The organism is Acinetobacter tjernbergiae DSM 14971 = CIP 107465 (genome assembly GCF_000374425.1).
In the GTDB taxonomy this organism is placed as follows: domain Bacteria; phylum Pseudomonadota; class Gammaproteobacteria; order Pseudomonadales; family Moraxellaceae; genus Acinetobacter; species Acinetobacter tjernbergiae.
Map to the genome: position 1 here is coordinate 211,158 of NZ_KB894354.1, position 13,235 is coordinate 224,392.

Here is a 13,235-nt window from a genome sequence, read left to right on the forward strand (position 1 = left end):
AGAGCGGTAAAAAGGAGCTTATATTAAGCTCCTTTTTTATATCTATTTGAATCTAAGTCATTGTGTTTTAATTTATCGTATGTTTAATTATGTTTCTAATAAATAAAAGTGTTTCATAATGAAAAAATATATATTCACTATTTTAGTTGCAAGTATCAGCATGCATATACATGCAAATCCTCAAACTTTTGATTTAACGCCAGTTTTACAAGATCGTTATGAAAAAGATTGTGCAGTTCGCTTTGATTATGACTTATATAAATTTCCTGATATTTCGAAAAAACTACAAGCCTATGTAGTCAAGAATGAATTGGAGGAAGAACCTGCCTTTGTTAGTAATGTTTTTATATTGAAAAATGTGGAATATCGGGGTGTACCCGTTACTAAGATAGAGTTCTCGTATGGGAATCTAGCTAAACAAATGAATCAAGCTCTATATTTCGATCTTTCAACCGCAAAAGCGAAACAGAGCTTTAGTAAAATTCAATTTAAGCGTAAGCAAACTAAAGCAGATGCAAGCCTAGATATTACCAAAGAGGGGAATATGACATCTGTATATTGCTCTTGGACAGATCAAAAAAACTAGATACCGTCTGTGGGGGTATTTAGAAACACGAATACTCCTTATTAATCTTAATCGTACAAAATAAGGGCTGAACAACATAGATAAATGAATGAAAATAACTGCATAGGAAAATAGTTCGATAAGGATATGTCATTGTTGCAGTTGAAGCGTTTATTTGTAGTTTTTGCTCTTATTGTTGTCGCAAACTTATGTGGTGTATATATTGCCATGTGGGTATTTAAACATTTTAATATTTATATTCCATTGAAAAATCAAGATGTCGCGATTGATTTACAGGAACCCCTACAAGTAAGCGTAAAGGTCAAAGATGCTTTAAATGTCGATGTAAATGGGCGCGTTGATGCAAAAATTCCAATTGATGAGCAGCTCAATGTTCCTTTAACTCAAACACTCACCCCCCGAGTTTATTTCGATAACTTAGTTCCAATTAGTACTACAATTCCTGTAAAAGAAACCATTAAAGTAAATCAAAGTTTACCGATTGATACCAAGGTTCAAGTCAAGATTTTGGGTCAGGAGGTCACTTTACCTTTAAAGGGTTCGATTCCTTTAAACTTAGATGTTCCAATTGATATTCAAGTACCATTACAACAGAAAGTACATTTAAAATTCGATGCACCTGTTCGCACTGTTTTGAAGGAAAACTTAAATATTCCTTTGAAAGCTCAGCTAAATGCCAATATTCCAATTCAAGGAAAATTAAATGTCCCGATTACATCGGAACTTAATGCTTCGGTAGATGTAAAAAATACGTTGCCAGTAAAAATCGCGAAGGGAGAGCTGAAAATTCCTTTATCAACAATGCGTTTAAATCGGATTGAAGACCAGCACGCAGGAGTACCTAATACACAGCAACCTATTAAAGGTGAATGATGCTGATGATGAAATCTATGAAGAGTTTATTGATTAGCTTTGTCATACTCACGACTTTGGTTGCAATCTTGTTTTGGTTTTATCTTAATATCCAAGCATCGCTGATTGTTTCTGCTCAGCAAACTGATATTCGTTTGCCAGCGTCTCTTGCCACTAAAATTCAAGTCGGTGAGCATTTACGTGTCCGATCCGAAGGGATGTTAAAAACTGCTGTTGCTATTGATCGAAATTTACAGTTGCCTTTAAGAGGTAAATATTTGGCTGACTTAAGTTTTGAAGTAGAAACACCGATTACCGTGAACATCAATTATGAAACGATGTTAAAAGTTGATGAGGTGATGCCTGTTCAGACCACGACGGATTTAATTTATCAGAGCAAATTATTGCCAAAATTTCCCCTAAATCTAGATGTGCCTGTGAAATTGGATATTCCATTTCAACTTAAACGTAGTTATACCATTCCTGTAAAAATAGTATTTAATCGACCTGTTTACTTTGCATTTGATGAATCAGTAAATTTGCCGATTAAACATGAGTTTAAAACGAATTTTTATATGAATGATGCGATTAATATGAGCAATATTTCATCTTTTAATGCACTTATGTTTAATTCGGTTCAACAGACCAAAGCAAATTTAGATATGCAAATGGATTTGCCATTGAAGAATGTCAAACCTTGATTAATAAAATCCTATATGTTTATGATATAAAATAATTTATTTCGTAAAGGGTTTTCCCCTCAAAAGAGAATAGGCCCTGACGAGCTAAATGTTGTTTTTGCTTTCGATGATTTTTAAGTTGTGATGTTAGGTTTTTGCTTGCAATATTATAAAAAGAAATATTTTCGCTCCCCACTACTATCAAATGTTTATCAGTCGCATAAATATGAAATATTTCTTGTCTTTGTTCAGGCATTTCCCAAAGTAAATCTGGATTTCCTTTCTTAAGTGATCGTATATGGACTCCTAATTTATTGATGGATTCATATTCTTCATCGTCTCAAAGTTCAATATGCCATAAGGCGATAGTGTCATTGTCTAGCCAGCAAAGAGGTAAGTCCCAATTTTCTCTATAACAAAGTTTTTGTAAACTAGCCCCATCTTCACTTTCAAATGCATTTTTATTTAACCATTCAGAAAGTGACCATGTACGAGGTATACCAATTGGATGCCATATCCAACCATCATCTAGAATATGTAGCCCATTGGGACTTACATACAATGCACCATGAAAATAATCTAAATAATGTTCAGGTTCATTTTGTTCATCATGAGATGCAATGTTCCGATGTGTTGTACTCTTATTGTTTGTCAGGTTAAAGGTTTCGAGTCTATTCCAGTCAGAGCGATAAATAACAATATCCTCATCTTGGATTCGAGTAAAAGCGATTGAAAAGGGAACTGTATCTTTGTGATAGTTTTTTCCATCTAAGCGCAAAATAATATTGCCTGTTTCTGTATTTAGAATGATGCCAAATTGTCCATAATCAACAACGACTGCTACATATAAACCATTCATCGAGCTATGAAGTCGGTATTCAGATTGTTTGTAGCCATCCTTTTTTTCATTGACTAAGTCAGGGAGTTTAATCAGGGCAATATGCTTGAGTTGCTGAAGTTCAACTTCATAATGATATAAGTGTGCTTGTTCAGTTAAGATGATGAGAGCATTTGTTTGCTGAATTGGTGAAATTGCTAAAATTGAGCTTTCGAGTCGTTCTATTCGTATTTGATTTTGCTGCATGAATTTTCTATATCGTTTTGGTGTATACCTTTTATTTCTATATTTTACTTAATTAAGAAAAATATAGTTATATAAAAATAAAAAATCTTCGGTTTTGCAAAGCTAAATTTTAGTATTGAATCTGGAATTTAAGTTGGTAAGTTGAGCATTAGAAATTATGTGAAAAATAATTAAAAATCAGATTTATTTGAGTTTTTTAAACAAGTTGATTGATTGCTTAATAAAATTCATGTTTAGCTGAGTAATTCTATTCGAGAAATTTATTAAAATGTGGCAAAATAGTCCGCTTTTAAGAATTTATAGGATTGGCACATGCGCTTTGTTGATGAAGCAGTCATAACCGTAGAGGCTGGCGACGGTGGCAATGGCGTAGCCAGTTTTCGCCGTGAAAAGTTTGTCCCTTTTGGTGGTCCAGATGGTGGAGATGGGGGACGTGGTGGAAGTGTTTATATCCAAGCCGATGATGACACAGGTACGCTCGTAGATTATCGTTATACACGTCGATTCCGCGCTGAACGTGGTAAAAATGGTCGTGGTGCGAACTGTTCAGGTCGTGGTGGTGAAGAGATTATTCTAAAAGTACCTGTGGGTACAACCATTGTCGATACTGAATCAGGTGACATTATTGGTGACTTAGTTGCCGATGGTCAACGTGTCAAAGTTGCCAATGGTGGTGATGGTGGTCTAGGTAATACTCACTTTAAATCTTCAACCAACCGTTCACCACGTAAATGTACCCATGGTATTAAAGGTGAATACCGCGAAGTACGTTTAGAGTTAAAAGTGCTGGCTGATGTTGGTTTGTTAGGCATGCCAAATGCGGGTAAATCAACCTTTATTCGTGCGGTGAGTGCGGCAAAACCAAAAGTTGCAGATTATCCATTTACAACCATGATCCCGAACTTAGGCGTAGTTGATGCTGATCGTCATCGTTCTTTCGTCATGGCAGATATTCCTGGTTTGATCGAAGGCGCAGCAGAAGGTGCAGGTCTTGGGATTCGTTTCCTGAAGCATTTGGCACGTACACGTATCCTGTTGCATATCGTTGATGTTCAGCCAATTGATGGTTCTGATCCAGCGCACAATGCCAAAGCAATTTTGGGTGAGTTGGATAAATTCTCTCCAACATTGGCAAAACTTCCAATTGTTCTAGTACTTAATAAACTTGATCAAATTGAAGATGAGTCAAGAGACGAGTGGTGCCAACATATTCTTGATGAATTACAGTGGAAAGGTCCTGTCTTTAAAACTTCTGGTCTGATGTCAGAAGGGACGAAAGAAGTGGTGTATTACTTAATGGATCAAATCGAGCAACAGCGTGAGCGTGAACTCGAAGATCCTGAGTATGCCGCAGAGATGAAAGCATTCCGTGAACAGCTTGAAGCTGAGACACGTGAACAAACCATCGCAGCAAAAGAAGCTTATCGTGCTATGCGTAAGGCTCAGCGTGAAGCGGGCTTGGAAGACGATGAAGATGACTTTGAGGACGATGAGGACGAAGGCGACGTAGAAAGTATTTACGTTCGTGATTAGTGAACCGAGGAAAAAATGATAGAAGTGGTCGATGGGCAACGTCAGCTCAATGCGTGTAAACGAATCGTTGTTAAAATCGGATCATCTTTACTGACTGCAAATGGGCAAGGTTTAGATTTAAATGCAATTTCGCATTGGGCGAAACAAATTGCAGATCTACACAAGGCTGGACATGAGATTATTCTGGTGTCTTCAGGTGCAGTTGCAGAAGGGATGGTACGCATGAAACTTGCGAGTCGACCCACTGATTTACCCAGTTTGCAAGCTTGTGCTGCTATTGGTCAAATGGGTTTGATTCATACATGGTCGAGTGTATTAGATCAGCATGGTATTCAAACAGCACAAGTCTTACTCACGCATGATGATCTTGCAGATCGTCGTCGTTATCTCAACTCTTGTGATGCTTTGCAGAACTTGATTGATTGGCGTGTGATTCCTGTTATTAATGAAAATGATACAGTCTCGACCGATGAAATCCGTTTTGGAGATAATGACACTTTAGCTGCAATGGTAGCAGGACAGGTTCAAGCTGAGTTGCTGATCATTTTGACGGATCAGCAAGGTATGTTTGATTCAGATCCACGCAGTAATCCGAATGCCAAGCTATTTTCTTCAGTGCGTGCCTTAGATGATACGTTATTTGAAATGGCGGGCGGCGGTGGAGTCTTAGGTCGTGGTGGTATGGTGACTAAGGTTCGTGCTGCACGTCTTGCGGCGAAGTCTGGTTGTCCTACTTTAATTGCAAGTGGTGAAAGTGACCATGTTTTGGCTCGTTTAATGGCGGGTGAAATGTTGGGTACCTTATTCACAACCGATAATGATCGTATGACAGCACATCAGCAATGGTTGGCGGCTCATTTGCAAACAGCGGGTCGTTTAGTGATTGATGATGGTGCTGTTGAAGCGATTAAACTCAAGCATCGCAGCTTATTGCCTGTGGGTGTAAAAGCGATTGAAGGGCATTTTGATCGTGGTGATGTAGTTGAATGTGTTGATAAAACAGGTGCTCGTATTGCTGTAGGGCGTGTGAACTTTAGTTCTCGTTCGGCAGAAATGGTTAAAGGCTTGCCTTCTGAAAAGGTTTACCAAGTTTTAGGTGAAGCACGTTCTTTAGAAATGATTCACCGTGACCACATGGCAATTTACTAAATTTGTTTATAAGAAACTCGCTTAGGCGAGTTTTTTTATGCCCGTTTGGGGCTTTGATAAAGACCTATCTCTCTGGGTTTTAGCTCAGGTAATGACTTTCTCTGACCCATCATGTAGGGATGGTCAGCGAGTGAGAGCATGTCTAGATCTTCTTCGCTATTTCCATAAGCATAAATATGTTGATAATCTTCTAAATTATATCGTTGCAAAATCCGTAATTTTTTCTGTTCACGGCTACAATCCTGAGAGCTATAACGACCCGTTAAAATACCATGTCTAATTTCTGTTTCTGTACAAATCAACTCAATATTGAGCAGTTCGCAGATTGGTGCTAAATACAAATCGACTGATGCAGAAACAAGAACGATATGATCACCACGTTCTTGGTGTAGATAGAGTTGTTGTAGTAAATCGGGATCTAACTTTTTAACGAGTTGTTTCGCATATTCATATACTAAATTTTCTACAACATCTGCTGAGATTCCCCCAAACATAGTTTGAAATAAACGAGGTCTCATCGCATGCGCTGGATACAAGCGTAAATAATAGGCTTGTATCCAAGGTAATATCGTTAAGCCTTTTTTGACGATGTGACGCTTTGATAGAGTAAAGAAAATGAACCCCGTAAAACTATCTTTAGGATAGAGTGTGCCATCAAAGTCAAATAAGGCAAGATTTATAGTTTTATGCGTTTCGCTCTTTGCATGCATGTCTCATATCGTCCATTTACACGGCTTGCAAACCAATTGGTATTATAATCACGACTCAGTTTAGGTCCTGAAATAACGACTTGTGGCATGACAGCGTAGATTGGTTCTTTTTTAGTTTTATTTTGATAAAGCTTTTGTACTGCTAAATAGGTTTGAGTATCTTCGAAATTTTTCTCTTTTTCTTTTTTTAAATCAGCACGAATTTGACGTGGTGTTACAAGAATATTGTTTTGTGAAAAAATAGCAATTAACTCTTTTTCAGTTTGGCTTTGCGTTGCTTTGATATCGCCATCTTTACTATAAAGTAATAGGTCACCATCTAGGCTAATTTCAGTTTTCGTGAGTGCATTTAACATGGTTTGGAATGCTGCGTTACGGCTCGAATAAACACCTGAGTTGTAGTCTGCAAAACGATAGATTGCCTTATCATAATCAGCTGGGTATTCCATTAAACGATGAATACCATAATATAATCCACCATATTGGGTATACAGATCATTGCGTAGCTCGGCAATGCTACCACTTTGGCGTTTATGTTCTTTTGCATAGTTAATATGAACTTGCATTGAACCTAAAGTGGTAATTGGATTCATTTTTTCGCCAATGTCTTGCCCAACAAGTTTAGCTGCACCTGTTAATGCACTAACATGGTAATGCTTTGACATGTAATCGAAAATTTCACGGTAGAGTAAATCGAGTTCACGTTCCGTTCTGACTTTGCGCATTTGGCTCATGTAATTATTTTCAGGAGATGGTTGATTCTTCAGTACATCCTCAAAATAGCCTGCGACTGTTCCACCTATCGTTTCGCCCAACTTTGCTTCAAATTTTTCTTTGAGTCGGGTATTAATCTCTTGTACTGCTTTTTCCCCAAGTCCAGGTACGGCAGGGTCAGCAACAAAATTTGATTCCTGATCAACGACTGCAACGATACTGCACACATTCTGCTTCGTTTTAGGAATATCAAGTTGTTGCATGATATCAAAGATATCTTTTGCCCACGATTGACGATCGTTTACACGGGGAGGAATGACCTTCTTAATCTGTTCTGCTTCCATTTCTGGCTCTTTACCATTAGACCACCATGCTTTATCTCCACAAGCTGATAAGCTGAGACATGCAGTAATGATGCTAACAATTTTTAATAAAGGACGAGTCGGGAATGATTTATTCATAATCAGAACAACACCACATAATAAAGATGAGTCAAATGGGCGAATGAAGTATACTATGTTGCTCAGAATTTGTAAGAATATATATGTATATTGGTTCATATCAACTGTCAAATAATTTGATTGTTGCACCTATGGCAGGTGTAACGGATAGACCCTTTAGGACACTGTGTAAATACTTTGGCGCAGGTCATGCTGTCAGTGAAATGATGACGGCTGATAAAACCCTGCGTATGAGTAAAAAGAGTTTATATCGGGCAAATTTTGAGGGTGAACTAGCACCCATATCAGCACAAATTGCAGGTTCTGACCCTGAACAGCTTGCTGAAGCTGCGCGTTATCAAGTGGCAAATGGTGCGCAAATTGTTGATATTAATATGGGTTGCCCAGCCAAAAAAGTCTGTAACAAACTTGCAGGTTCCGCTTTGTTACAAGATGAAGACTTAGTTGCTCGTATTTTAGATGCCGTGGTGGCTGCGGTTGATGTGCCTGTGACTTTAAAGACTCGATTGGGTTTTTTAAATGGACATGAAAATATTTTACGTGTTGCAAAACGCGCGGAAGAATCGGGAGTTGCTGCTCTAGCGTTGCATGGTCGTACCCGTGAAGATATGTATTTGAATACAGCACGGTATGATCTGATTAAACAGGTTAAAGAATTGATTGATATTCCTTTGATTGCGAATGGAGATATTGATAGTCCTGAGAAAGCCAAATATGTTTTAGATTATACAGGCGCAGATGCCATTATGATTGGGCGTGCAGCACAGGGGCGACCTTGGATCTTTAGAGAAATTGCACATTATTTGAAAACAGGCGAACATTTGGCAGCACCTGATATTGCTGAAGTGAGAACTGTATTGTTAGGGCATTTGGCTGAACTCTATCAATTCTATGGTGAATACTCAGGTTGTCGTATTGCACGCAAGCATATTGCTTGGTACACCAAAGGCTTGCGTTCGAGTAATGAGTTTCGCCAAAGTATGTATAAAGTAGAGAATACTGCTGATCAGGCAAAGGTTGTAGAAGCATATTTTGATCAATTGCTTGATCTAGGGCAGCGTATGAGTGATGTGCAAGTTGAACAAGTCAATTTGTTAGAAATTAAATAGTTGTGTTGTTTTCAGTGGTTTTAAAAACCCTGTAATGATCATTACAGGGTTTTTTTATTATTCCAAATGCGCAGTGATTTTTTGCAAAATTTGCAAGATCACATCAAATTCACTTTGCAATGGTGTGCTTTTTCGTGTCACCAAAGCTAAGGTACGGCTCGGCGCAGCTTCAATTGATTTAACGGCAATTTCTTCATTGAAATGAATCATACTGTTTTTCAATGCAATTTCAGGTAGAAGCGTAAAGCCAAGATCAGATGAAACCATTTCGATGAGTGTTGGAAGAGAGCTTGCTTTCAAACGATGATCATTTTTACGCTCACCTACAGGACAAGCACTTAAAGCATGATCACGTAAGCAATGCCCTTCCTCTAGCAACATTAGACGTGATAAATCCAAATCATCTAGTGAGTTTGCATTCTCAGCATTCTTGTCATTTTTATTGTAGACAACGAATAAGTTTTCTTTTGTGATTTCAGCAACTTTTAACCCACGCGTATCGAAAGGAAGCGCAAGCACAATCATATCCAGATTGCCATGTTCTAATTTTTCTACGATTTTTTCGCTTTGAGCTTCATGTAAGTGAAGTTGAATCTTTGGTAATTGCTGATGCACTTCATCAAGAAGTTGGGTCAAGATAAATGGTGCGATCGTTGGGATAATCCCAAGGTGTAAATCACCCGTTAGTGGTTCACTCATTTCTCGACTTAAACGCATCAAGTCTTGCGCATCTGCAAGTAATACACGCGCACGTTCGACAACTTGTTCGCCTAAAGGGGTTAAACGAACATTTTGACGATCACGCTCAACTAGGACGCCACCTAAGAGACGTTCCAACTCCATGATGCCACCCGATAAGGTGGACTGAGTAACAAATGAACGACGTGCAGCTTCAGTAAAATGTAAAGTTTCTGACAACGTAACTAAATACGATAGCTGTCTTAATGAGGGTAATGCAGCCATAGAGTCCTAGTGTGATGATCTAAAGTGGTGAGCAAACAAACCGCTAAGTTGTGGAATGAAATGAGCAGGAATATCATGCCCCATTCCTTGAATTAATTCAAATTTAGCACCCGAAATTGCCTTTGCAACGGCTTTCCCATGACTTGGCGGTAATAAACGATCTTTTGAGCCATGTACAACCAAAGTCGGTTGGGTAATATCTTTGTTCAATGGTAATAGCGAACCTGTACATAATATTGCTAAAAACTGTTGAAGTACACCCGCTGGATAGAAACTACGACGATATAGTTTGCGAATTGTTTGAATTGCTTCAACTTGATTTACATACCCTGGAGAACCAATGATGTGAAAGACCTTTAAACTGTGATTAACAATCGCTTCTTCATCATGTGCTTCAGGCTTACCAATTAAACTGAGAAGTTGTTTTGGAAATGGTGGCGGAAGGAAGGGCTGATTGTTACTGGTAAATAGCAATCCAATTTTTTCAACTTTTTCTGGATATTTTGCAGCTACAATTTGAGAAATCATGCCACCCATTGACGCACCTAGGAGATAGGTTTTTTCTAGCCCTAATTGGTCGATTAGCATTGAGACATCTTCAGCCATATCATAAAGCGTATAGGGTGCGCCTTCATTGCCAAGCCCCATGATAAAGCGACCCATTAATTTCATGGTATTGAGTCGTTTTCTTTTTTCACGAATTTTTGAAGATAAACCAATATCTCGATTGTCAAATCGAATAACACGAAAGCCTTGGTCAATTAATGATTTACAAAAAAAGTCAGGCCAAAACAACATCTGAGCACCTAAACCCATCACCAATAAAATTGTTGGGTGTTCTGGGTTTCCCCCAATTTCAACATGCAGTTGAATACCATTGCCTAAAGTGACTTTGGTTTCTTGCATAAATGGGGCGTAAGGTGACACATTAAATTGTAAGGCGCTGTTCATGGCATTCATTCCGAGTTGAATTCTTTTTATCGAATTAAAGTCTGTTGGAAATTCCTTTCTCAACAGACCCTAATTTAAACCTTAAACTTGTGCTGGAATCAAGTCAGGAACCAGTTTGGTTAAGCTTAAACGTTGTTTACTTGCTGTTGCACCTAACAGTACAAAGCCTCGTAATGTTCCTTCACTATCCGCAGCTTTTGCAAGCATACCATCATCAAATTCTTCTGTTTCCCAACTTACATCAATACCGATTGGTGCAGGTAAAACAGTTAATGGCGCAGCAGGTGTTTTTACTGCAACAGGCATAGCAGGGTAGTGTACCGCAGTGCTTTGACCACTCAGGGTTTTGGCTAAGGCACGTGCTTGTTGCATGATTGGCATCACAAATGGCAATAATGTTCCATTGACTTCAGCACAGTCACCCACCGCATAGATATCTGCTTGATTGGTTTCCAATAAGGTATTGGTCACGATACCGCGACTGGTTTGAATATTTGCAGCTTTTGCCAAGCTTGTATTTGGCTGTAAACCAATTGCTGAAAGGACGATATCGGCAATAAGGGTTTGACCATTTGCAAGTGTAACTGCATAGTCTTCGCCATTATTCGTTTTTGTTACTTTCTCTACCGTAGTTGAAAGTGCAAATTTAATACCTGCTTGTTCTAAATTGGTTTTAAATGCATCTGCAACATGGTTTGGGAGTAAACGACCGAGCGGTTGTGGTGCAAGATCAATCACAGTGACATCATAGTTACTATGAAGTAAATCGTTGGCAAATTCGCAGCCAATTAAACCCGCACCTAAAATCACAACCCGTTTATCTTTGCGGTTTGCTAAATTTTCACGGAATGTACGATAGTCACTGAGTGAGTTCACCACATGAATATCATCGCTACCATCACCAGTAATGGCTAAACGAATTGGATTTGCGCCAACGGCAAGCACAAGTTTTGAATAAGGTTGAGTTATGCTTTCACCATTTTTTTCTAAGGTGATTTCATGATTTTCAGCATTAATCTCTTTCACCAAGGTTTCAGCTTCAATACGCATATTGAGCTGAGCTGTCATTTTAGCTGCATCGCCTAGAGCAATTTGTTCAGGTGCTTTATTGCCTGCAAAGGCATTAGATAATGTTGGTTTTGCATAATTTACCGCATCATCTGCGCAGATCATAACCAGTTCTTGTTCAGGGCTTAGTTTGCGAAATTCTCGTGCAACAGTATAGCCTGCCATGCCCGATCCGATGATGACGATAGGATGCATTATATTCTCCAGTATTTTTTCAATAAAAAACAAATGATAGGAAAAAAAAGACCATGATCATGATCACGGTCTTTTAGATCTATTTAGATTTCAATCATTTCAAAATCAGCTTTTGAAACGCCGCAATCTGGGCAAGTCCAATCATCAGGGATATCTTCCCATTTGGTACCTGCTGCAATGCCGTCTTGTGGCCAACCATCTGCTTCGTCGTAAATCCACCCACAAACGATACATTGATATTTTTTCATGTGACTCTCCAAACTGATAGGTATGCTCAAGTTGCCTTTCAGTAAAACTATTCCATAATGTCGCTACGATCGCTGCAATACAACAAACTTGTGTTGATCAGGAGTTAGATTTTTACGCAGAACGCCATTTAAGTAAAGCAAATGCAAGAGTTTAATCATTTATGTAGAAAGTGGAATGGCAATTTGTTCTGAAAGTCTTGTTATTTGAGCAATTACTCTAATTTTTATAGATATGTATATGTTTATAGTATTTTAAAAATAGTAAAAGTATAAATATAGGGTGGGTGAAAAATAACCATTTAAAATTAAAAGATCAAAATATCACCATAATTATGAGGAAAATAAAAATGCAAACCTTATCTTATGAAATTGAAATTCATGCTTCTAAACAAAAAGTTTGGGAGATTTTATGGCAAAAAGAAACTTATCAAGCGTGGACGCAATTTTTTTCTTGCAACTCGACCATGCAATCAGACTGGAAAGTAGGCGGTAAAACCTATTTCTATGATGATAAGGGAGATGGCATGATTTCAACAATCGAACGTTTAGATGAACCTAATGTGATTATTTTTAAACATATTGGAATGATTCAAGATGGAGAGCAAGATACTGAAAGTGACGATGTAAAATCTTGGGCAGGTGCATTAGAAAAGTACATGTTATTTGATTTGGATGACGTTACTCAACTCTATGTGGAAGTGGATATTCAACCCGAATATATTGAAATGATGAATCAAGGATTTGAAAAAGGGTTGGCTTTGGTTAAACAACTCGCTGAGCAATAAAATCACTTTTGCCGTACATTTATTGCAAGATCAGCGTACTATTTGTGCTTGGAAATGGATAAATCTTTGCTTTTTTCACCTTTGTGGTACTGAAATGATGCGAAAATGGGCTGTGATCTGCTATCCTATGCCACTTCAATTTTACTT

15 protein-coding genes are annotated in these 13,235 nt (G+C 38.1%); 7 read left to right on the forward strand and 8 right to left on the reverse strand.

What is annotated here, in order from left to right:
* The first annotated feature begins 118 nt into the window (after positions 1 to 118).
* The 3 genes from C502_RS0102325 (at position 119) to C502_RS0102335 (ending at position 2,139) form a co-directional block, all read left to right on the forward strand.
* Positions 119 to 586, forward strand: coding sequence for a hypothetical protein (locus C502_RS0102325; RefSeq protein WP_018677257.1), 468 nt, complete (start codon positions 119 to 121; stop codon positions 584 to 586).
* A gap of 132 nt (positions 587 to 718) precedes the next feature.
* Positions 719 to 1,459, forward strand: a complete 741-nt coding sequence (locus tag C502_RS0102330) for a hypothetical protein (RefSeq protein ID WP_026315717.1) — start codon at positions 719 to 721, stop codon at positions 1,457 to 1,459.
* Entirely contained in the window at positions 1,459 to 2,139 is a 681-nt protein-coding gene (locus C502_RS0102335; protein ID WP_023274572.1) for a hypothetical protein, read from the forward strand. The genes C502_RS0102330 and C502_RS0102335 overlap by 1 nt, the downstream gene beginning before the upstream one ends.
* 19 nt (positions 2,140 to 2,158) lie before the next feature.
* On the opposite strand, the gene C502_RS19415 is transcribed toward C502_RS0102335, so the two are convergent.
* Positions 2,159 to 2,374 (reverse strand): hypothetical protein, encoded by a 216-nt coding sequence (locus C502_RS19415; protein WP_018677260.1) that lies wholly within the window; start codon positions 2,372 to 2,374, stop codon positions 2,159 to 2,161.
* Between the two features lie 84 nt (positions 2,375 to 2,458).
* Complete coding sequence (locus C502_RS18035; protein WP_018677261.1) at positions 2,459 to 3,202, reverse strand: hypothetical protein; 744 nt, start codon at positions 3,200 to 3,202, stop codon at positions 2,459 to 2,461.
* A gap of 312 nt (positions 3,203 to 3,514) precedes the next feature.
* Between C502_RS18035 and cgtA the strand changes: the two genes are divergently transcribed.
* Together cgtA and proB are read left to right on the forward strand one after the other, a co-directional pair.
* On the forward strand, positions 3,515 to 4,735 hold the full coding sequence (cgtA, locus tag C502_RS0102345; protein ID WP_018677262.1) for an Obg family GTPase CgtA: 1,221 nt from the start codon (positions 3,515 to 3,517) through the stop codon (positions 4,733 to 4,735).
* Positions 4,736 to 4,750: 15 nt separating this feature from the next.
* On the forward strand, positions 4,751 to 5,884 hold the full coding sequence (gene proB, locus C502_RS0102350; RefSeq protein WP_018677263.1) for a glutamate 5-kinase: 1,134 nt from the start codon (positions 4,751 to 4,753) through the stop codon (positions 5,882 to 5,884).
* A gap of 35 nt (positions 5,885 to 5,919) precedes the next feature.
* On the opposite strand, the gene C502_RS0102355 is transcribed toward proB, so the two are convergent.
* Positions 5,920 to 6,594: an HAD-IB family hydrolase gene (locus C502_RS0102355; protein WP_018677264.1), complete on the reverse strand. Its 675-nt coding sequence runs from the start codon at positions 6,592 to 6,594 to the stop codon at positions 5,920 to 5,922.
* The gene (locus tag C502_RS0102360) at positions 6,561 to 7,769 is read right to left on the reverse strand and encodes a DUF1615 domain-containing protein (RefSeq protein WP_018677265.1); all 1,209 of its coding nucleotides are present in this window, start codon (positions 7,767 to 7,769) and stop codon (positions 6,561 to 6,563) included. Before C502_RS0102360 ends, C502_RS0102355 begins: the two co-directional genes overlap by 34 nt.
* A gap of 83 nt (positions 7,770 to 7,852) precedes the next feature.
* Between C502_RS0102360 and dusB the strand changes: the two genes are divergently transcribed.
* Positions 7,853 to 8,878: a tRNA dihydrouridine synthase DusB gene (gene dusB / locus C502_RS0102365; protein ID WP_018677266.1), complete on the forward strand. Its 1,026-nt coding sequence runs from the start codon at positions 7,853 to 7,855 to the stop codon at positions 8,876 to 8,878.
* Between the two features lie 57 nt (positions 8,879 to 8,935).
* Here dusB and oxyR read toward each other — a convergent pair whose 3' ends face one another.
* The 4 genes from oxyR to rubA form a co-directional block, all read right to left on the reverse strand.
* Positions 8,936 to 9,841, reverse strand: a complete 906-nt coding sequence (gene oxyR / locus C502_RS0102370; RefSeq protein ID WP_018677267.1) for a LysR family transcriptional regulator OxyR — start codon at positions 9,839 to 9,841, stop codon at positions 8,936 to 8,938.
* A 6-nt stretch (positions 9,842 to 9,847) separates the two neighbouring features.
* Positions 9,848 to 10,792, reverse strand: coding sequence for an esterase EstB (estB, locus tag C502_RS0102375; protein ID WP_023274573.1), 945 nt, complete (start codon positions 10,790 to 10,792; stop codon positions 9,848 to 9,850).
* A gap of 81 nt (positions 10,793 to 10,873) precedes the next feature.
* Positions 10,874 to 12,055, reverse strand: coding sequence for a rubredoxin reductase RubB (rubB, locus tag C502_RS0102380; protein ID WP_018677269.1), 1,182 nt, complete (start codon positions 12,053 to 12,055; stop codon positions 10,874 to 10,876).
* Between the two features lie 83 nt (positions 12,056 to 12,138).
* The gene (gene rubA / locus C502_RS0102385; protein WP_004663059.1) at positions 12,139 to 12,303 is read right to left on the reverse strand and encodes a rubredoxin RubA; all 165 of its coding nucleotides are present in this window, start codon (positions 12,301 to 12,303) and stop codon (positions 12,139 to 12,141) included.
* 347 nt (positions 12,304 to 12,650) lie between these two features.
* Here rubA and C502_RS0102390 point away from each other — a divergent pair, with 347 nt between their 5' ends.
* A complete protein-coding gene (locus C502_RS0102390) occupies positions 12,651 to 13,088 on the forward strand; it encodes an SRPBCC family protein (protein WP_018677270.1) in 438 nt (145 codons plus the stop codon).
* Positions 13,089 to 13,235 lie beyond the last annotated feature (147 nt).

Excerpts from the sequence above, each read along its gene's own strand:
- C502_RS0102360 (WP_018677265.1), bottom strand. The coding sequence starts at position 7,769 with ATGAATAAATCATTCCCGACTCGTCCTTTATTAAAAATTGTTAGCATC.
- C502_RS0102325 (WP_018677257.1), top strand. The coding sequence starts at position 119 with ATGAAAAAATATATATTCACTATTTTAGTTGCAAGTATCAGCATGCAT.
- cgtA (WP_018677262.1), top strand. The coding sequence starts at position 3,515 with ATGCGCTTTGTTGATGAAGCAGTCATAACCGTAGAGGCTGGCGACGGT.
- C502_RS0102355 (WP_018677264.1), bottom strand. The coding sequence starts at position 6,594 with ATGCATGCAAAGAGCGAAACGCATAAAACTATAAATCTTGCCTTATTT.
- C502_RS19415 (WP_018677260.1), bottom strand. The coding sequence starts at position 2,374 with ATGCCTGAACAAAGACAAGAAATATTTCATATTTATGCGACTGATAAA.
- C502_RS0102390 (WP_018677270.1), top strand. The coding sequence starts at position 12,651 with ATGCAAACCTTATCTTATGAAATTGAAATTCATGCTTCTAAACAAAAA.
- oxyR (WP_018677267.1), bottom strand. The coding sequence starts at position 9,841 with ATGGCTGCATTACCCTCATTAAGACAGCTATCGTATTTAGTTACGTTG.
- estB (WP_023274573.1), bottom strand. The coding sequence starts at position 10,792 with ATGAACAGCGCCTTACAATTTAATGTGTCACCTTACGCCCCATTTATG.
- rubA (WP_004663059.1), bottom strand. The coding sequence starts at position 12,303 with ATGAAAAAATATCAATGTATCGTTTGTGGGTGGATTTACGACGAAGCA.
- proB (WP_018677263.1), top strand. The coding sequence starts at position 4,751 with ATGATAGAAGTGGTCGATGGGCAACGTCAGCTCAATGCGTGTAAACGA.
- C502_RS0102335 (WP_023274572.1), top strand. The coding sequence starts at position 1,459 with ATGCTGATGATGAAATCTATGAAGAGTTTATTGATTAGCTTTGTCATA.
- rubB (WP_018677269.1), bottom strand. The coding sequence starts at position 12,055 with ATGCATCCTATCGTCATCATCGGATCGGGCATGGCAGGCTATACTGTT.
- dusB (WP_018677266.1), top strand. The coding sequence starts at position 7,853 with ATGTATATTGGTTCATATCAACTGTCAAATAATTTGATTGTTGCACCT.
- C502_RS18035 (WP_018677261.1), bottom strand. The coding sequence starts at position 3,202 with ATGCAGCAAAATCAAATACGAATAGAACGACTCGAAAGCTCAATTTTA.